The organism is Thainema salinarum CENA647 (assembly GCF_057732415.1).
Genome location: NZ_JBYJZJ010000022.1, coordinates 6,437,456 through 6,456,130 on the forward strand (window position 1 = coordinate 6,437,456; position 18,675 = coordinate 6,456,130).

An 18,675-nucleotide genomic window follows, 5' to 3' on the forward strand; every position below is an offset into this window, starting at 1 on the left:
ACGTACCGTACTTGCCTGCGGCCCTTCTCAACCTTCCGTCACAAAAAACTGGACACCCGAACCGACTCGTAGCCGATCGAAGTCGCTATGTAAGACGCTATTGCGGTGGAAATACACGTCTTGGCCTTCTGGAGTCTTCAAAAAGCCATAATCTTCGGCGGGAAACAGCTTGGTGACGATACCGCCAACAGCTTGTTCTGGATGGCTCTTAACGTGATTTTGCTGCTTCTCGGTCAGCGTTTGTAATTGGCGGCGAGCCGCATCGAAAGCCTCCCGAATCACCGACTCCAATGTGTCGTACTGCACACCTTCACTGGGATTCTTATCCACTGCTAATTCGTGACCGGGCGGAACCATCAAATCCAGTCGCACTCGATAGGGCGAACCGTGGCTGGGATGGGTATGAGCACGTTCAACCGCGACGTGGCAACTGATAATGTGATCGCAAACTTCTTCGAGTTTTTCCATTTTGCTGCGAATCAAACTATCGATCGCACTGCTTTTTTCAACGTCTCGATAAGTGATATCTAATGGTACTTGCATAAATTTAGTTTTCGTCTCGTAGCTACAATATTAGAAAATCCCGATTTATCCGACTGAAATCGTCGTTGGCAGCGGTGGCTGCACGTTGCGACCCAGTCGCGCCCGATAGAGATCGCCAACCCGTTCTTCAAACCGCACTAGATTGTGGGCAATGCGATCGAGAATATTGCTCGTTTTCGGATCTGTAAGCTGAGCTGAGAATCGAGTCGCATCAACTACCCCTGTTTGCAGATCGCCTAAGGCTCGCCGCAGTAAATCGATTTTGTCGTTGCTGGACTGAAGCCAATTTTGCAAAGTTGCAAATGCTTCACTGCCAACCGCTTGCCAACTTACCTGCTCGCCCATCTGGCGCAGGCGGATTTCTAAAGACTCAACGTGCTGCTCCTTAGCTGCGATCGCATTTGCAAAAACATACTGCATTTCCGGATCATTGGAATCCGCTAGCTTCTCCACATACTGCCGAAAAGCTGCCAGCGTATAGCGCTCACCCACTAGAGCCGTATTAATCACGTTGATAATATCTTGCTTTGTAGAACCGCCCCAATGTTCGCCCAACTGCCACCATTCATAGTCTTCAGTTGCCGCATCGGGCAGCGTTTCACCGTCAATCGTTAGCCCTAAATAGCTGAGTAGGGTAGTCGTAAACAGCGGCAAATCGCCGGGACGACGAGCGGTAATCAGGTTTTCGTCCACAACAACAGGCTCGTCAACATAGGTCGCACCCGCATTTTGAATGTCTTTGCGAATGGAGCGAAATCCCGTAGCTTGCTTTCCGCGCAGTTGATCGGCTTCGATCAGCACCTGCGGCCCATGACAAACGGCAGCGATTAATTTACCCTGAGCCATACCGTCAATCACCATCTGCACAGCGCGATCGTCCATCCGAATGTGATCGGGAGCCTGACCACCCGGAATAAAGATGGCATCAAAATCATCGGAGAGCACTTCCGTTGTAGTGGCATCCGGCTGGATTATGACGGTATTGCGCTCGCCTTTGTACTGCTCGTTCATCCGACTACCGAGCACCACAACCTCAGCGTTTGCCCGCTTCAGCGCGGTATAGGGCACCTGAAATTCTGAGTCTTCGAAACCGTTTTCCACCAGAATGGCAACCCGTTTCGTCGCTGAGTCATTCATCGTTGAGCTGTTATCCGTCGAAACTGTCATACATTCCTCCCGCTCCTGCATCGGCATCAGCAACTGCGATCACAGTTACTAGCTTTTGGCTACAAACCTGATTGGGTCTACTGTTCAGAGCAACCGCTATTGTTTTAATCTTAGAAATTCTTTAATCTAGCTAGCCTCACTCAATCGTCCGAACTGCTCTCACTCATCCGGCAGATATTGCAGGCAGAGCCAGCAGTGAGAGCAATTGAAACGATGCTGGAATCTAGACAAACGTCTAATAATAATTTCTTCAGTTGACGTATAACACTGGACGAATCGGGAGATTCGCTTCAGTCCATATTCGGTAGGCTTCATCATGGCAAAACAGCAACACGTCAGCAGATCAGCTCACGATGTTTCGGCTGTTCCATCAGCGAAACTGCTACAGACGCGCCCGTTTCACAATGAGCATGAGACAGAAAAGCCGCAATCGTCTCCAGCCGAGGCTCAAACTCAATCTGTAACAGGTGGCTGGGATCTGACCCCAAAAATTCTGTCGGCAACCAGTCCATCAACGCCTTCACCAACGCCAGTAGTTGGCCTACCGCTACAGGCAAAGTTAACCATTGGCGAACCGAATGATAAATATGAGCAAGAAGCCGATCGGGTTGCCCATGATGTTGTCCAACGAATTAATGCACCAGATACGGCTTTATCTCAAGATGCTGAGGATGAAACATCGACGGTTAATTCAGCTCAGCAGGTTCAACGTCAAATAGCACCTCCCTCCATGACAAGTGGATTTGACCTAACAACCAAGTGGTTATCCCACTCAAGCCCACCACCTTCAACTTCTGGTCAGCCACTTCAAGCTAAACTAACGCCTCGTGAAGCGACGATTCAGCGGGAAACGCAGGAAGAGGATGACGAACTACAGATGAAACCGCTACTGCAACGAAAATCGGTAAGCAGTGGCGCGGCTTCCAGTGAACTAGAGTCAAGCATCAATCGTGCCCGTAGTGGAGGGCAATCACTCGATGCTAGTCTGCAACAGTCAATGGGACAGGCAATGGGAGCCGATTTCAGTGGCGTGAAGGTGCATACGGATTCCACCGCAGACAGCTTAAATCAATCCATTCAAGCCAAAGCATTCACCACAGGAAAAGATGTATTTTTCAGAAGCGGGGAATATAGCCCTGGCACAAAAAGTGGTCAAGAATTAATTGCCCATGAATTAACACATGTTGTGCAGCAGAATGACAGTGTTGTATCACGGAAAAATGATACTGCATCGGCTGGAATACAAGCAGTTCAACCTGTAGGAAAATCAAAAAGAAAAATCCAATCAGGTCGTGGGAATATTGGGAAACAGTTAATCCAAAGGCAAATGGAGAGAAGTGCTAAGCCTGTAACTTATGAGAAATTAATGGCAGCAATGGGAGTCAAGACAGCACAGTATTCAGGCTCAACATTACCCCCCAAAGATTACGTTGTGCCCAACTATCAAATAAACACGCAACAGATCAACGAAAATAGTTTCACAGCAACATTGAAGCACACCGAGAAAGCGGATGAGGGTACTAACACTTCGTTATATCTGACAAACGGTACTTACAAAACTGGTTACAAATTCAACACAGATCTCTATGAAGCACAAGCAGAAATCACGAAGCAGTCAATAGCTGAGATTGAAGCGGCGGTTGAGCAAGGCAAATATCAAGGGAATGCCGAGGCGGATATAGAAGAATTGCAGAAGACTCTCGAATACAGTACAGCAGGTTATATGGAAGTAAAAAGGAATGGAGAAAAAGGGCCAACTGTATGGTTCATTATGTCAGAGCAGATTGCGGCCATTAATAAAGCTGCGGAAGAAGAACATTGTCAAGATTTCATTTATTCCTACAATAAGACTCTGAAAGCTATTGATGATGTGCTACAAGCAATGGACGCTGGGAAAATTCAAGGAAAAGGAGAAACGGAAAAATCAGCTATTGAGGAATTGGAACAGGAATACTTGAAGCGAGTTCCAGATCACTTGAAGGGATTAGGAATGGATCGAGGAAAATGGGCTAAAGAGTTTGATGCCTGGTGCGAAAAGAGCAAAAAAAGAGATTTTACAGGAGGTCATTCCTACCACGAATTTAGATTGAAATTTAAGCGAAAAGGCTCTGACTGGTGGTACGGTGACTGGGTTGAGTTAGAGTACATACTTGGAGAGCATGCCCACGAAATAGGAAATATAAGCTCTGAAGCTCTCTATACATCTTAAACGGTACGTGTCCAAACTGGTTCAACGTAGGCATTTTTAAGAGATCAGTGCTAAGACTGTATATATAGTCACCTGATCTCAAAGTGGCTGGTTACACGAGTCACTCTTCAGATCCGACGCGGCGCTACATGTGGAGGATCAACGTCATGAGTTTAACGAAGCACATTCAAATCTCGGCTTTGCACTGCATTGAACCCGCTCAGGGAATCGAAATTTGTCCTGTTGATCAGGCTCTAGGGATCACCGAGTATCAAATGCCCTCCAGCCATGAAACGAATTTGGTTTACATTGCTCCTGGTGTAATTGAAGACCTGTTCGTGCATCACTTTCAAACCGATCAGCTTTTGGTAGTCAAAGGTCACGTAGTTTTAGCGGTACTGCAAAACGGAGCGTACCAGTATATTTTGATGCGCGATCGCAATCCGCAGGTGATCAAAATTCCGCCTGGGATTCCCCACGGTGCAATTCACTTGGGCACTGAACCTTGTGTAGCGATCAACTCCGTCATTCGGCACGGCCCACCCTACGCACGGGATTATCGTCCAGTGCCCCAGCGATTACCCTACGACCTAGAAAAAGTGCGATCGCTGTTTGCTGAGGTTGAAACAACGTCAATTTAAAGATTGTTGAAGTAAGGTTTAACTTAACAAAGGAAGCTTTGCTGAAAACAAGGCTTCCTTTGTTCTCACAAAAAGCCCCCAGATCAGATCATCTATTTCTTCGAATACAGCCATCAATTAATCTCACTGTTTGCCAAGCATCTTGTAAAACAAGCATCATTTCAGCAATGCTTAGCTAACAACAAACAGATTAAACTGCTATCAGTCGAACACGTTGTTAGTTAAACTAAAAGCATAAATAATTTCAAGATTAACGCATTACAACAATTCAAAAATCGCTATATTGCATTAATTAAAATATTTATTGTCTAAATTTTGAAAACCAGATATATACGAAACAGTTATTTTCCACTGTTACTCATCCTAAACCCTCCACTGGCTCATGAGTTTCGGCAAAATAAGGTCAGTTAAGCAATGGTCGTGTTGCTTAATCTGGTAAAGGATTATTGAGATACTGATTACTATAAAAATCATTGGGAACGATAGGCTTATCAGTAACTCAAACAATTCATTTTGTGCCTCATTTAACAATAAATTGCAATTTGAGCACTGATAAATTGAATAGTGTGCTTGGTTTTACGGAGTGCGATCGCAAAATTGCGAATTAGCACACATAATCTATGATTGTGCAATTTGTTATGGAAAGGATAAGAAATGACCAAGTTACGCTCTGCTGACAAATAGCTGGCAAAATGATTAAGCTCATACACTACAAATTAAATTATTCCTAGAATTTTAAGAGTAGACATTGATTACAGCTTTAGATGTATATGTGCTGCGATCGCGTGGACTGATCCTTCTATCTCGGCGAATTCATCACACTGAATAAAATTTCAGATCAAAAACTGAATTTAATCAGATTTGCGTAAAAAATTTAATTTTCCCCTGACGAGTTGGCAATAGCCACTATGACTCAAGTACTTTCTTTCTCCTCCTACGATCCCGCCCATGATGTCTTGGGCTACCGACGTCAACCACTCGATGCCGTCTTTTCGCCACGTAATGTGGCGGTGATTGGTGCTAGTGAAAAACAGGGGAGCGTTGGCCGCACTCTGTTGTGGAATCTGATTAGCAGTCCCTTTGGCGGCGCGGTTTTTCCAGTCAATCCCAAGCGATCCAGCGTATTGGGGATCAAAGCTTATTCATCGATTGCTGAAGTGCCAGAAACCGTTGATTTGGCCGTCATTGCCACACCTGCATCAACGGTACCCAGCGTGATGCAGGAATGCGTCGATGCGGGTGTGAAAGGTGCAATCGTCATTTCCGCCGGTTTCAAGGAAATTGGCCCCGAAGGAATTGCCCTAGAACAGCAGGTCTTGCAGATTGCTCGACAGGGCAACCTGCGGCTGATTGGGCCAAACTGCCTGGGGGTGATGAATCCCCACAGCGGCTTAAACGCAACATTCGCCAGCGCGATGGCCAATCCCGGCAACGTCGGCTTCATCAGCCAGAGCGGCGCACTCTGTACCTCAATCCTGGACTGGAGCTTCCGTGAGAATGTTGGCTTCAGCGCCTTCGTGTCGATCGGCTCCATGCTGGACGTGAGCTGGGGCGATTTAATTGACTACCTGGGCAACGATCCCCACACCGACAGCATCGTGATTTACATGGAGTCAATTGGCGATGCCCGGTCGTTCCTTTCAGCCGCCCGCGAGGTGGCGCTGACCAAGCCGATTATCGTAATCAAAGCGGGTCGCACCGAAGCCGCTGCTGCTGCCGCTGCTTCTCACACTGGCGCTCTATCGAGTAGCGATGACGTGTTGGACTGTGCCTTCCGGCGCTGCGGGGTCTTGCGCGTAGACACCATTGATGACCTGTTTAACATGGCCGAAATTTTGGCCAAGCAACCGCGATCGCAGGGCCGCAAACTGACGATTCTGACCAATGCGGGTGGCCCCGGTGTACTGGCGACTGATGCCCTAATTCGCCACGACGGTGAACTGGCTGAGCTGTCTGAAGACACAATTACCAAGCTCAATGCTGTGCTGCCAGCCCACTGGAGCCACGGCAATCCGGTTGACATCTTGGGAGATGCCGATCCCGAGCGCTATGCCAAAGCAGTCGAAATTGCCCTGCATGATCCCAATAGTGACGGCTTGCTGGCAATTTTGACGCCGCAGGCCATGACCGATCCCACCCAAACAGCCGAAAAACTCAGGTCGGTTCTGGCCGAAAGCAAAAAGCCGATTTTGGCTAGCTGGATGGGCGGTGAAAGCGTGCTGGAAGGGGAAGCACTGCTGAATCAGGCGAATCTCTTCACCTTCCCCTATCCGGACACGGCGGCGCAGGTGTTCACACTGATGTGGCGCTACAGCTACAACTTAAAGGGACTATACGAAACGCCAACGCTGCCGAGCAATGGCTCTGCGGCTCAGCGTTTTAATGCCCAGAAAGTGATTGAATCCGTGCGGCAGTCGGGCCGTACTTTATTGACGGAACATGAATCCAAACAGGTCTTGTCGGCCTATGGGATTCCCACCGTGCAGACCCTGATTGCCAGCTCCGTCGAAGAAGCGGTGCGCTGCGCCGACGAAATTGGCTATCCGGTTGTGCTCAAACTCTGGTCAGAAACGATTACCCACAAAACCGACGTGGGCGGCGTACAGCTAAATCTAAAATCCGCTAATTCCGTCCAACAGGCGTATCAAACCATTCAGGCCACCGTCACCGAACGGGCTGGAGTCGAGCAGTTCCAGGGCGTGACCGTGCAGCCAATGGTGTCGCTCGACGGCTATGAGCTGATCCTGGGCAGCTATGTCGATGCCCAGTTTGGCCCAGTTGTCCTGTTTGGCTTGGGCGGCGAACTGGTGGAGGTATTCCGCGATCGCGCTTTGGCATTGCCACCACTCAACACCACCCTGGCTCGCCGGATGATGGAGCAAACCCGCATCTTTAAAGCGCTGCAAGGGGTGCGAGGCCGAGAATCCGCTGATCTAGACGCCCTAGAGCAACTGCTGGTGCAGTTCAGCCAACTGGTGATTGAGCAGCCCTGGATTAAAGAAATCGACATTAACCCGCTATTGGTGCGACACGGTAGCGCAGGTGCGATCGCACTCGATGCTCGCGTCATTCTGCACGATTTGGATACCACTCAGGCGGAACTGCCCAAGCCCGCTATCCGCGCCTATCCCACCCAGTACATCAGCCAGTGGCAGCTCAAAGATGGCACCCCCGTGACCATTCGCCCGATTCGGCCAGAGGATGAACCACTAATTGTCGAGTTTCATCACACCCTGTCTGAAGAAAGCGTTTACCTGCGCTATGCCCACATGATGAAGCTGAGCCAGCGAATCGCCCACGACCGTCTCACCCGCATTTGCTTCATTGACTATGACCGGGAACTAGCGCTAGTGGTGGAACATATCGATCCCGAAACGGGCCAGCCCAAAATCCTGGGCGTCGGTCGGCTCAGCCACATGACCAATCAGAATGAGGCTGAACTGTCGATGCTGGTTAGCGATCGCTATCAGCGGCAGGGAATTGGCACTCAACTGATGAAGCACCTAGTTGAAATCGGACGGCAGGAAAAATTCGAGCGGATTGTCGCCTATATGCTGCCCGAGAATCGACCCATGCAGCAACTCTGCATCAATGCCAATTTCGAAATCAATCGCAGTGCCGTCGATGAAACGGTTGAAGCCAGTTTAGATCTCCCTGTGTATACTCAGTGAGTAATACCCCTATTCAACACAGCTCATGAACTGGTGGACTCGGCTCAAGAAAAATACCCTTGCTCGTATAGGAGCAATCATTCTTCTCATCCTTTACATATTGGTGATTGGAGCCGACTTTTTTGCGCCCTATGATCCCTATGTGTCCCAGGTGAATGGTTCGCTCCTGCCACCCACAGCTGTTTACTGGCGGCTTCAAGCAGGTCCAGACGAGGGCCAGTGGATTGGCCCCCACGTCTATCCCACCACGCAAGGCCCCGTATCTCTGGAAACGGGTCAGCGAGACGTCAATGTAGAGTTTGACCAGCCCTCCCCCATCCGGCTGTTTGTGCAAGGCGATGAGTATCGATTCCTCCAGTTAAAGCTGCCGCTGCCGACACAGTTTTCGCTTAAGTCGCCAAACTTCGAAGAGTTTGTGGTTCTACCCGGAATTCCCGGCAACATCCACCTGTTTGGCACAACCGGAGAAGGCAGGTTCAACGTCCTCGGCACCGATGAACAAGCACGCGATGAGCTGAGCCGCTTGATTCACGGTGGACGAGTGAGCTTATTTATCGGTCTAATTGGCGTCGCCATTTCATTCCCGTTGGGTATGCTGGTGGGCGGCATTTCCGGCTACTTTGGTGGCTTTGCCGACTCAATTTTGATGCGTCTGGTCGAAGTGATGATGACGATTCCCACCATTTATTTGCTAGTTGCTTTGGCGTTCGTCCTTCCACCGGGACTGACCAGTTCACAGCGCTTTTTGCTGATTGTGTTGATTACCTCGTTCGTGAGCTGGTCAGGCTTAGCCCGGATTATTCGGGGTCAAGTGCTATCAATCAAAGAACAAGAATTTGTCCAAGCTAGCCGAGCGATGGGTGGCAAACCACTCTATATCATCCTGCGCCACGTTCTGCCCCAGACGGCTACCTACATAATCATTGCAGCCACTCTGGCGATTCCCAGCTTTATCGTGGCCGAAGCGACGCTGAGCTTTATCGGCTTAGGAATTCAGCAGCCGGACATGTCCTGGGGCAATATGCTTACCCTGGCGAATAATGCTTCTATTCTGGTGCTGCAACCCTGGCTGATTTGGCCACCCGTCATCTTGATTGTGGTGACAGTGTTAGCGTTTAATTTGCTCGGTGATGGCCTGCGGGATGCGCTGGATCCGAGGAGTTTGCAGCGGTAGATCAGTAGGACTGTAGAGGACTGTAGAGGGCTGTAAAGAAAGTGCGATCGCACTTATTACGTCTACGCTAAGCTGTCCCTAGCCAGAGCAAACTTGGCTCAAGCTCCCAATTTTTAATTTTTATCCAGACCCAACTCTAAACGCGCATCCATGACCTACCTTGAAACCACGGCCAAATTCTACGCGGAAGCTGCCGAAACCCCCCAGGCAAATCTGTGCTGTGTCAGTACGCCGCCCCTGCAACTGCCAGGATTGAAGATTCCCTGCATCATGCAGCAGATGAACTATGGCTGTGGCTCTACCGTTCATCCTACCGAGCTGTCCGGCAATCCCACCGTTCTCTATATCGGCGTGGGCGGCGGCATGGAAGCGCTCCAGTTCGCCTATTTCTGTCGCCAGCCCAGCGGCGTGATTGCCGTTGATCCGGTTGCCGAAATGCGCCAGGTCGCGACCCGCAACCTGCAAAAAGCGGCCCAGGACAACGACTGGTTTGATCCTGCGTTCGTCAAGATTCTAGAAGGAGATGCCTTTGCGCTGCCCGTGCCGGATGAGTCGGTGGATGTTGTGGCTCAGAACTGTCTTTTCAATATCTTTGAGCCGGATGATCTGAAAAAAGCGCTCTCTGAAGCCTACCGTGTGCTGAAACCCGGTGGACGCTTGCTCATGAGCGATCCAATCGCGACTCGTCCCATCCCGTCGCACCTCCAGCAAGATGAACGTCTCCGCGCCCTCTGTCTCTCTGGCGCACTCATCTATGAAGACTACATTCAGTCCCTAGTAGACATTGGCTTCGGTCAGGTAGAAATTCGTGCTCGTCGTCCCTATCGTCTATTAGATACTCAAAGCTACAACCTGGACGCTCCGTTGTTGCTAGAAAGCCTGGATTCTGCCTCTTTCAAAGTTCCCATTCCTGAGGATGGAGCCTGTATCTTTACAGGTAAAACTGCTATCTATGCAGGTACAGAAGCTTCACTCGATGACGGTGCTGGCCATGTTTTGCTACTCGGAAATCCCGTCGCTGTGTGTGATAAAACCGCTGCAAAATTAGCGCAAGGATTCCCACAGGATGTCATAATTACCGACTCGACCTGGCACTACACGGGCGGTGGCTGCTGCTAAGTGCAATCGCATTTCCCAACGTTACCAAGCTAGTGCTGCACCATCGCTGCGGGGATCGCAGCCACCCTGTAGCTGTCCCGTTTCAGCATCAATGCGAATCATGTGGGCGTGTCCCATCTGTTCTGACCAGTTTGGCAGTCGCCGCACTTGATGACCGCGACTTTCAAGTTTGGTTTGGATGTCAGGGGAAATCCGGCCTTCGAGGGCTAGACCGCTGACCGATTCGCCCCAGGTGCGGCCCTGGAGCCAGCGCGGTAGGTCAATCGCCGTTTGGGGATCAAAGCCAAAATCCAATACCCGCGTCAGCATCGCAATCTGAGTTTGGGGTTGGCCTTCGCCGCCCATCGTACCGAAAACCAGCTCTGGCCGACCGTTACCATCCAGCGCCATGCCCGGAATCAGCGTGTGAAACGTGCGCTTACCCGGTTCTAGGCGATTGATGTGCTGATCGTCCAGCGAGAAAAAGCAGCCCCGGTTCTGCAGCACAATCCCCGTATTGCCCGCTACGACACAGGAGCCAAAGTCAAAATACAGGCTCTGGATCATTGAGACCGCATTGCCTTCAGCATCCACCACGGCGGAGTAGGTTGTATCGCCACCAGGGGATTGCGCGGTGAAAGATTGGGCTTTGGTGAGATCAATCTGCGATCGCAACTCATCAGCGTACGCTTTAGAAATTAGCCGCTCAACGGGAATATCGGCAAACTCTGGGTCAGTCACCCAGCGATCGCGGTCGAGAAAGGCCAGTTTGGTTGCCTCAACCACCAGGTGATAATAGTCCGCCGTGTCATGACCAATTGCTGTTAAATCAAAGGATTCAATTAAATTCAGGATTTGCAGAACGGCCAGTCCTTGGGTATTGGGCGGCATTTCACAAATGGTGCGCCCCCGATAGGTCGTCGTGATTGGGTCTACCCAGTCTGAGCGATGGGCGGCAAAATCCTCCATCGTCAGCAATCCGCCCAGTGCCTGCACTGCCTCGACGATCTGCTCAGCAATTTCGCCCTGATAAAAAGCATCCCGTCCCTCAGCCGCCAGCGTCCGCAGCGTATATCCCAGCCCCGGATTTGTAATGGATTCGTCCGTTTGGGGGAAAATGCCGCGTGGCATAAACGCGTACTGGGAAGAGGGATACTGGCGCAACGTGCCTTCATTCTGGCGCGTCCAGTAGCGCTGCGAAGCGGTGACGGGATAGCCCTGCTCAGCATGTGCGATCGCAGCTTGCAAACACTCGGCCAGCGGCAGCTTGCCAAAGCGCTCATGCGCCATTGCCCAAGCATCCACCGTGCCCGGAACGGTGATCGCCGCCAGTGGTCCCCGCTGGGGAATCGTACTTAAACCCTGCCGCTGATAGAACTCCCGTGTGGCCGCCTGCGCCGCCCGTCCCGACCCGTTGAGGCCATACACCTGCTGGCTTTTGGCATCATAAATCAGCCAAAATGAGTCGCCCCCAATCCCGGTCATGTGTGGATATACCACACCCAACGTACTGTTAATTGCGATCGCGGCATCAATGGCGTTGCCTCCCTGTTTAAGGACATCAAGTCCGGCTTGAGATGCTAAATGATGAGGACAGACAACTAAACCTTGCTGTCCGATCGCGATTGGACGGGTGGGATAGGGCATGGGGATAGACGTGGTAGAAAAGGCGGGAGAGTGAAGGGCTGTAAAGTTTTTTATGGTCGGTTGGGCATTGCCCACCATGACTAACGGCCTAAAACGGTCTAAATGTTTAAAAGTGCCAAGGTTTGAATTTTATCGGAATTTGGAGCGTTCGATAAGCTAGAAGTAGTTGTCGTCTTCCCTTGGTTCCTAAAACTATGGCTTATCAATTCAATCTCGGTTCTGGCCAACAGCTCTTTGTGCAGCAGCAGGGTGAACAAACTGCGATCGCGCTTTATTCGGGTAGTGCAGGCCAACAGCAGCAGCAACAGAATACGGTGACAACAGGACAGTGGCAAGAGCCGCCAACGCTGTTTCGGATGGGCGGCGGATTCATCCTGCGATTAGAAGGGAGCCAAGGTAAAACCATTGTGCAGATTCAAGCCAATGGTCTGCAAACCTTATCAGCGACGGCTGCCCCCAATCTGGCCAATGCGGATACCATTGCGGGGCAACGAGTCGCGGATTCAGCCACATCGCAGTCCAGTCAAGCAGGCTTTGCAATGGAGCCGATGCAGCCGATGAAACCAATGGAACCCATGAAGCCGATGCAAATGGGCAATATGTCGATGCAGATGGATCCGATGCGGATGCAGATGGGCGACATGAAACTGGAAATGGGCAATCAGCCTGCATCCTCCTCGTCATCCAGTCGTGAAGCTCAAGCGAGCCGATTCTGTACTCAGTGCGGCCAACCCGTGGCAGCTAGCGATCGCTTTTGCGCCCACTGTGGGCATCAACTATCTGCTTAAGACGCCGCAACACAGGCTCCCTGCTGATCCGGATCGGTGACAGAAATAGGTTCAACGTGGGGCAAAAGCTCGGTTTCTGCAATCCAGCCCACCGTGCCAGCTTGAAGGATGAGATCGGAATTAACCGTCGGACTGCTAGCAGAATCCGGCGCTGAATCGAGCGGCGTCACAGAAGGCGCTCCCGTTTCAGAGGGAGTAACGGTGTTGGGATTAGGCACTGGAATTGAGCAAACCTGAACTTGAATCCAGCGGGGCTGATCGAGTTGAGTTTGCTGTGTGCTTTCGACCTTGAGAATGCTGCCGACGGGTAGAATGCCCTGCTCCTGGCTGATTGAGCCAGTACTGCCCGGACTAGGAGATGGAGACGCCGCCGAGCCGGGAGCGGCTGAGCCGGATTCCGGCTCGGCTTCATCGTCAACTGGCAAACTGGGCAAGGCTGGTCGATCGCGCAGGCGCAACTGGCTCACTTCACCATCAGTCGTGAGCTGACGGACGCGCAAAAAGTCCTGGGCTGCCAGAGAATCGATAGTTGCAACGGCTGAGTCGTCTATACCAGGCGGATCTAAATCTGGGGTACTGGTCACAGGCATCTCGGATGGAGCAGATCCGGCAAAGATCTGATTAACGCGACGATTAACCGTCGGCACCAGCAAATAGAGCAGTAATCCGCCACAGGCAAGCACGGCAGCCACACTCAGCAGCAGCACCAATGGCGATCGGCGGGATGACCGGGCTGGTGGCTTCAGCGTCGGGGAATCAGCGGCGGTTGGTGTGGAGCGCGCGCCAGCGGGCTGAACCAGTTGAGTGGAATCTACTAAGTCTGTGTCTTCTATATCTGTATCATCGGCTGTGACGGCTTCCGCTGGAGCTGTCGTTGGCTGGGTGGATTGCGATCGCGCATTGCCATCGGCACCACCATACAGTGCCGCCACCACACTGGCCGCATCATCAGGTGCGGGCTCCGCATTAAGCGCCGTTTTGATGGTAGCCCAAGCCGGATCGTGAACTTGAACGTGCATCAGCCCGACGGTGACATTGTCATAGCCGTTGCACTGATTCGCCACGTTGATCAACTGCTGGGCAGCAGCGCGCAGTTCCCGCCGCCCGTCCAAAATCGGCAGCAGTTCCGTCTGCCAAAAATACTCCACTAAATCGTTGTCGCTCAGGCCATCGGAACAGAGCAGAAACACCCCGTCTTCGTCCAGCGTGAGCTGCAGCACCGACGGATGCAAATAATTCGAGTTGGCCATACCGAGAGCCTGCACCAGGGCACCACTACCGGGCTGCTGGACGGCTTCTTGGTGCAGCAAATAGCCCAGTCGCACATCGCGAGTGGCCACGTCATCATCCACCGTAATCTGGCGGCAGCCCTGGCGGGTAATCCAGTAGGCCCGGCTGTCACCAATGTTGGCAACATAGAGTTCGTGGTGCTGGGCAAAGGCCATCACCAGCGTGGTGCCCATGCGCTGTCGCTCTTGCCGCTGTTCCTGATCGTTGCGGTTGGCAATCTGGTCGTTGGCCGCACAAATGGCCACCTCTAGTTCTGTAGAGACGGTTGCTGGCTCCGGTAAACGGTTTGCATCGGCGGCAGGCCGTAGTAAATCCTGCAGATGATCATGAATTGTTGCGATCGCTAAATTGGATGCAACGTTACCGCCCTCATGCCCACCAATGCCATCACAGACAATCAGCAGCGGCTGAGCCTGATTCGCTGCCGCAGGCGTTGGCGTAAGCTGCCAGGTCTGCACGCCGCCGTTGCTGTCGGGGAAGCAAGCATCTTCATTCCGTTGCCGAGTGGGGCCTTGATCCGTTTGTGTCGCAATGTAGATACGGCGGGTTTGGCTTTCTCCCTGCTGGCGAAGCTGCTGATCGATCACTTGCGTAATGGCTTCGCTATTTGTCAACTCTCCCTGAATGATGCGCTGGCTCAGGGTTTGACAGAAATCTCGAATTTCCGGCTGGGCGGCAGCACTCCACGTCTGCCACTGACGACCCAAGCGGGATAGGGTAATCGGCAACTTGGACTGCTCTGAAGAGGGCAAATGCAGCTGCAGCAGCCGCACCGTCGAACCATCCACGCGCAGCAGCACCGGATCGAGTAGAGTCGCGGCAACGCTTTCTTGCTGACAGGGCAGCCAGAGCTCTGCAATCTGGCGCAGCCAACTGAGCTGGCGCAGGGCGGGCACCGTGGGCCACAGTCGCTCTAGGGCAGGCAAAATATGGGGAATTTGCGCGGTTTGACTGGCCAGCGGACGTGCGATCGCAGCTTTTTCCAGCAGCAACAGACGATCGTTGAGTCCAGTCTCTTGAGCAGAGAGAATCGCATAGAGCTGGGGCACATGCAGCTGATAGGGAGACAGCCGCATATAGGGCAGATAAAGAGACGGAATATCGGTGGGAATCTTAGCCTTCAGCCCCGGCTTAATGTCCAAAACCGTCTGCTCACTGACCACCTGATAGCGATCAGCCAGGAGAGAACCCACGGTACTTGGCAAACGCCCAACGACCCAAAGGTAGCGTTTGGGAATGGGGGTACGACAGTTCTGACAGAACTGATTCGCAATCGAATTCAGCGTTTGACAATTTGGACAGTGAATCACGGGATCTACTCAGCCTGGAACAGTCTGCACTACGTTAAGCACCCGCTGATATCAAGTTGATCTCTCAAAACCCGATTATTTTCTGTGAAAAGCCTGGGGACAGACCTTTCACAGAAACGGGATGTTAACCAGACTTGATACTAGGCTTTCTTTTCGTCACTGACGACTTGAGGTAAGCCCATACTGTAGTTCAGTACGCGGCTCTTGATGTTATAGCTAATTTCGCCATTTTGAAGTAGCGATCGCACAAAATGCTCCAAGTCTGATCCAATGCGCCGCAGATTATAGTCGGTTAAATCTTCGCCGCTGTAGGCTTCTACGAGTTCATCAAACTTGCGATACACCTTCTGGAGGGCATCTTCATTCCAGTTCAGCTCATTATCTGGATCAATATCCAGCGTTAGAACGCTGTCGCTGGGCACAAATTCATCATCCTGAACTTCAGCAGCAAAAATTCGGATATGACGAGTTGTAGACTTGGTTAACGTAGACTGGGTTGACATAGGGCTGTCGCTGAACGTTTAACAGTAAGCTTTAACAGTAAGTCATGAACTAACCGCCATTGTAAACGGTGAAGCAGCATTACAGGCGTCAAAGCCAAATTCATACCGACTATGAAAACTCAAAAGTCAGGATATTACCACCGCAGCACAGCGGCAACATCCTGACTCTGCGTTTAGAGTCGTAATCAGCACAGTAACTCAATAAAAATGCTGAAATTACTGCAATTAATGAAGCTGGTGAATCTGCTCCTGTACCTCTAGCTGCCGTGGCTGGAGCGTTGCTTGAAACAAATCCGTCGGTAGCACCTGCTCCACGGGATAGACGCCCGGCTGATTAATTTTGCCAGCCAGCATCAGTTCAGCAATGCTGCCCGTACCTAAACCCGTGGCTACGGCAGCGCTTTCGTGGGCAAAGGTGCTGACATAGTGAATGGGTTGGCTATCCTTCTGACCCTTGATATCGCAGCGCATTGCAACTCCTGTCCCGCTGATGCGATCGCTAATGCTGGTCATTGAGTGGCTGACGTGAGCCAAAAACTCTACGGTTTTGGGACTGCGCAACACCGCACCCGGTAGCCAGTGCGCCATCATCCAGGTCGCGTGGTTGTAGAAATCGGGCACGACGCCGAACTTGGTAATCACGCTTTTGACGGGAAAAGTCTCCTGCAGCGTGATCGCTTCCGGCATGTCATACCAGTACACATGGGCGCGACCGTAGGGCTTGGGAAATTCCAGCGTTTCTCGTTCTGTATAAGGCTTAATCGACTGCCAGGAACCGTCTACCCAAGCGTCAAAGGGGCGCTGTAGACCAATGAAGGTGGTTCGCATCACCGTTACTCCGGCTCCACCGGAACTGGCCACGATGTAGCTGAGCTGAATCGAATCAGCTTCGTCGAGGGCTTCTACGCCCTGCCGCACCATGCTGTTTGACATGCCGGGAAAGACACCCGTGTTAATCACCGCCGTCACGCCTGCTGCCTTGGCTGCGTCACTTTGGGCTAGTGCCCGTCGAGTAAAGCTACGCTCGTCGCTGACATCGGTGTAGTCCACGCCTTGCTCGATACAAATGCGTAAAACCTCGGCATCGCGATAGTGAAACGGCCCAGCCGAATGCACAACTAGATCAGCTTTCTCAACGGCAGTCCGGATCTGCTGCGGCTGGCTGAGGTCTAAAACCTGAAACTGCACTCTAGACCCCAATCGTTCTAGAGCGGCCATGCCTAACTGTGGATTGCGCCCGGTGATGGTCACCTCGGCATCGGTATGAGTCAAAATGTCTCTGGCAATGTTGCTGCCAATCCGTCCGCAACCGCCAATGATAAGGACTCGTTTCATAAACTATCTGACTATTTGGTTTTCACCCAGATTTCTACATCAACGTCACGTTGATTCTGCTTGCAGGTTATCGGGGTGCTAGCCGCGCCACATCGGTCATCCGGCAGGATTCGCAGGTTGAGTGATGTGTCAAAAGGGCGACGGGTGCTTATGACCAAAAGTGGGTGGTTATGCGATCGCAATATGCACCTAAATTCTCAAACTGCGTGTGCCGCCCGATACCCTGCCCATAGCTACTGTTTATACAACTCACATCTTGCACCAAAACCCAGAAGGGTTGTTTTGCCGCCGCGATGCGGCGGCAAAACAACCCTTCTGGGTTCTCAAAGTGCAAGGTGCAAGAGTATGAGTACAATAAGTCTCCTAGACTTCGTTTCGACGTTGAGATCCCCCCTTAGCTCCCCTATAGCCCTTCGGGCATGGCTTCGCCTAGAAAAAGGGGGAAATTGGCTCAAAGTTCCCGCTTGATTAAGGGGGATCTATACAGAGTGTCGCGCTGAACAAGTACCCGCAAGCATTTCACATAAAACAGATTGGGTTCTCATACACGGATTTGATGTTAGCTGAGATAGCGGGTGAGAATGCTGACGTGATCGTCGGGCTGGCGCTGGGCGAGGATTCGCGCCACGTCGCTAGCGCTGGGGCAGGGAATGGGTTGACTCCACTCGTCAGCGGGGGCAAAGCCGCGCCGATGCAGGTTTTTGATCGTGACGATGATGTCGGGACGGGTGCCGAGCAGAATGATCCGCAGCGGATGACGGCCCTCGCGTTGAGTTGGACTGGGATTGGTCGCACCAGGCTGTGGCGCTGCGTTGGACGCAGCACCGAGGATGAGATATGACATTGGTTTCTCCTGTGTTTTTGACTTTCAGAGGAAAGCCAAAAATCTAGCCCTCCTGCTTTGAAGTGCAATGCAGAAGGGCTAAGGAGCTATAATCTCCCAAGCCTGTTGCGTTGCTCGCTCAACGTGGCAGGTTAGCGACTCAGGATTGCTGCGAACAATGCTGGGTCGCGCCGACTAGATTTTTGGTATCCAGTTGCCGACAGCGGTTAGACAGTTCGCTTCAACAACTTAACGTTTCACAGTACGGGATCTGGCCTGTGGAGTCAATACAGGATTATCGACAGGAAGCTAGCAAAGGGGACTGTCGGGTTTTACGCTTCAACTCGACCTACGAGATTTGCTGACAGAAATAGACAAGCAATAAAATTAAGAGCCTTACACGAGAATATATAACAAGAGAAAATAAGTATCGTTCAAGATTTTTGACCGAAACTTTTAATTATATTTTGGATGACACTATTCATTACTCGTTCAAA

General features: G+C 51.6%; 13 protein-coding genes. 6 read left to right on the top strand and 7 right to left on the bottom strand.

Annotated elements, in window-relative coordinates; translation table 11 throughout:
- Positions 1–27: 27 nt before the first annotated feature.
- Positions 28–543: an HPF/RaiA family ribosome-associated protein gene (locus AC286M_RS35055; protein WP_488208805.1), complete on the bottom strand. Its 516-nt coding sequence runs from the start codon at positions 541–543 to the stop codon at positions 28–30.
- A 45-nt stretch (positions 544–588) separates the two neighbouring features.
- A complete protein-coding gene (locus AC286M_RS35060; RefSeq protein ID WP_488208806.1) occupies positions 589–1,710 on the bottom strand; it encodes a DJ-1/PfpI/YhbO family deglycase/protease in 1,122 nt (373 codons plus the stop codon).
- Between the two features lie 316 nt (positions 1,711–2,026).
- Here AC286M_RS35060 and AC286M_RS35065 point away from each other — a divergent pair, with 316 nt between their 5' ends.
- The 5 genes from AC286M_RS35065 (at position 2,027) to arsM (ending at position 10,503) form a co-directional block, all read left to right on the top strand.
- Positions 2,027–3,919: an eCIS core domain-containing protein gene (locus AC286M_RS35065; protein ID WP_488208807.1), complete on the top strand. Its 1,893-nt coding sequence runs from the start codon at positions 2,027–2,029 to the stop codon at positions 3,917–3,919.
- Between the two features lie 146 nt (positions 3,920–4,065).
- Positions 4,066–4,539, top strand: a complete 474-nt coding sequence (locus AC286M_RS35070) for a cupin domain-containing protein (RefSeq protein WP_488208808.1) — start codon at positions 4,066–4,068, stop codon at positions 4,537–4,539.
- Between the two features lie 908 nt (positions 4,540–5,447).
- The gene (locus AC286M_RS35075; protein WP_488208809.1) at positions 5,448–8,210 is read left to right on the top strand and encodes a bifunctional acetate--CoA ligase family protein/GNAT family N-acetyltransferase; all 2,763 of its coding nucleotides are present in this window, start codon (positions 5,448–5,450) and stop codon (positions 8,208–8,210) included.
- Positions 8,211–8,235: 25 nt separating this feature from the next.
- Complete coding sequence (locus tag AC286M_RS35080) at positions 8,236–9,384, top strand: ABC transporter permease (RefSeq protein WP_488208810.1); 1,149 nt, start codon at positions 8,236–8,238, stop codon at positions 9,382–9,384.
- 150 nt (positions 9,385–9,534) lie between these two features.
- A complete protein-coding gene (gene arsM / locus AC286M_RS35085; RefSeq protein ID WP_488208811.1) occupies positions 9,535–10,503 on the top strand; it encodes an arsenosugar biosynthesis arsenite methyltransferase ArsM in 969 nt (322 codons plus the stop codon).
- A gap of 21 nt (positions 10,504–10,524) precedes the next feature.
- Here arsM and ggt read toward each other — a convergent pair whose 3' ends face one another.
- Positions 10,525–12,129 (bottom strand): gamma-glutamyltransferase, encoded by a 1,605-nt coding sequence (gene ggt, locus AC286M_RS35090; RefSeq protein ID WP_488208812.1) that lies wholly within the window; start codon positions 12,127–12,129, stop codon positions 10,525–10,527.
- 194 nt (positions 12,130–12,323) lie between these two features.
- On the opposite strand from ggt, the gene AC286M_RS35095 reads away from it, so the two are divergent.
- A complete protein-coding gene (locus AC286M_RS35095; protein WP_488208813.1) occupies positions 12,324–12,917 on the top strand; it encodes a zinc ribbon domain-containing protein in 594 nt (197 codons plus the stop codon).
- On the opposite strand, the gene AC286M_RS35100 is transcribed toward AC286M_RS35095, so the two are convergent.
- The 4 genes from AC286M_RS35100 to AC286M_RS35115 all read right to left on the bottom strand — a co-directional run bounded on the left by AC286M_RS35100 (position 12,914) and on the right by AC286M_RS35115 (position 18,199).
- The gene (locus AC286M_RS35100) at positions 12,914–15,517 is read right to left on the bottom strand and encodes a PP2C family protein-serine/threonine phosphatase (protein WP_488208814.1); all 2,604 of its coding nucleotides are present in this window, start codon (positions 15,515–15,517) and stop codon (positions 12,914–12,916) included. The two genes, AC286M_RS35095 and AC286M_RS35100, sit on opposite strands and share 4 nt — an antisense overlap.
- A gap of 140 nt (positions 15,518–15,657) precedes the next feature.
- Positions 15,658–16,020, bottom strand: coding sequence for an NAD(P)H-quinone oxidoreductase subunit M (locus tag AC286M_RS35105; protein ID WP_488208815.1), 363 nt, complete (start codon positions 16,018–16,020; stop codon positions 15,658–15,660).
- A 225-nt stretch (positions 16,021–16,245) separates the two neighbouring features.
- Complete coding sequence (locus AC286M_RS35110) at positions 16,246–17,355, bottom strand: saccharopine dehydrogenase family protein (RefSeq protein ID WP_488208816.1); 1,110 nt, start codon at positions 17,353–17,355, stop codon at positions 16,246–16,248.
- Positions 17,356–17,914: 559 nt separating this feature from the next.
- Positions 17,915–18,199: a hypothetical protein gene (locus AC286M_RS35115; protein WP_488208817.1), complete on the bottom strand. Its 285-nt coding sequence runs from the start codon at positions 18,197–18,199 to the stop codon at positions 17,915–17,917.
- Positions 18,200–18,675 lie beyond the last annotated feature (476 nt).

Coding starts and splice junctions, on each gene's coding strand:
- AC286M_RS35065 (WP_488208807.1), top strand. CDS start 2,027: ATGGCAAAACAGCAACACGTCAGCAGATCAGCTCACGATGTTTCGGCT.
- AC286M_RS35080 (WP_488208810.1), top strand. CDS start 8,236: ATGAACTGGTGGACTCGGCTCAAGAAAAATACCCTTGCTCGTATAGGA.
- AC286M_RS35105 (WP_488208815.1), bottom strand. CDS start 16,020: ATGTCAACCCAGTCTACGTTAACCAAGTCTACAACTCGTCATATCCGA.
- AC286M_RS35075 (WP_488208809.1), top strand. CDS start 5,448: ATGACTCAAGTACTTTCTTTCTCCTCCTACGATCCCGCCCATGATGTC.
- AC286M_RS35070 (WP_488208808.1), top strand. CDS start 4,066: ATGAGTTTAACGAAGCACATTCAAATCTCGGCTTTGCACTGCATTGAA.
- ggt (WP_488208812.1), bottom strand. CDS start 12,129: ATGCCCTATCCCACCCGTCCAATCGCGATCGGACAGCAAGGTTTAGTT.
- AC286M_RS35110 (WP_488208816.1), bottom strand. CDS start 17,355: ATGAAACGAGTCCTTATCATTGGCGGTTGCGGACGGATTGGCAGCAAC.
- AC286M_RS35115 (WP_488208817.1), bottom strand. CDS start 18,199: ATGTCATATCTCATCCTCGGTGCTGCGTCCAACGCAGCGCCACAGCCT.
- AC286M_RS35060 (WP_488208806.1), bottom strand. CDS start 1,710: ATGACAGTTTCGACGGATAACAGCTCAACGATGAATGACTCAGCGACG.
- arsM (WP_488208811.1), top strand. CDS start 9,535: ATGACCTACCTTGAAACCACGGCCAAATTCTACGCGGAAGCTGCCGAA.
- AC286M_RS35095 (WP_488208813.1), top strand. CDS start 12,324: ATGGCTTATCAATTCAATCTCGGTTCTGGCCAACAGCTCTTTGTGCAG.
- AC286M_RS35055 (WP_488208805.1), bottom strand. CDS start 543: ATGCAAGTACCATTAGATATCACTTATCGAGACGTTGAAAAAAGCAGT.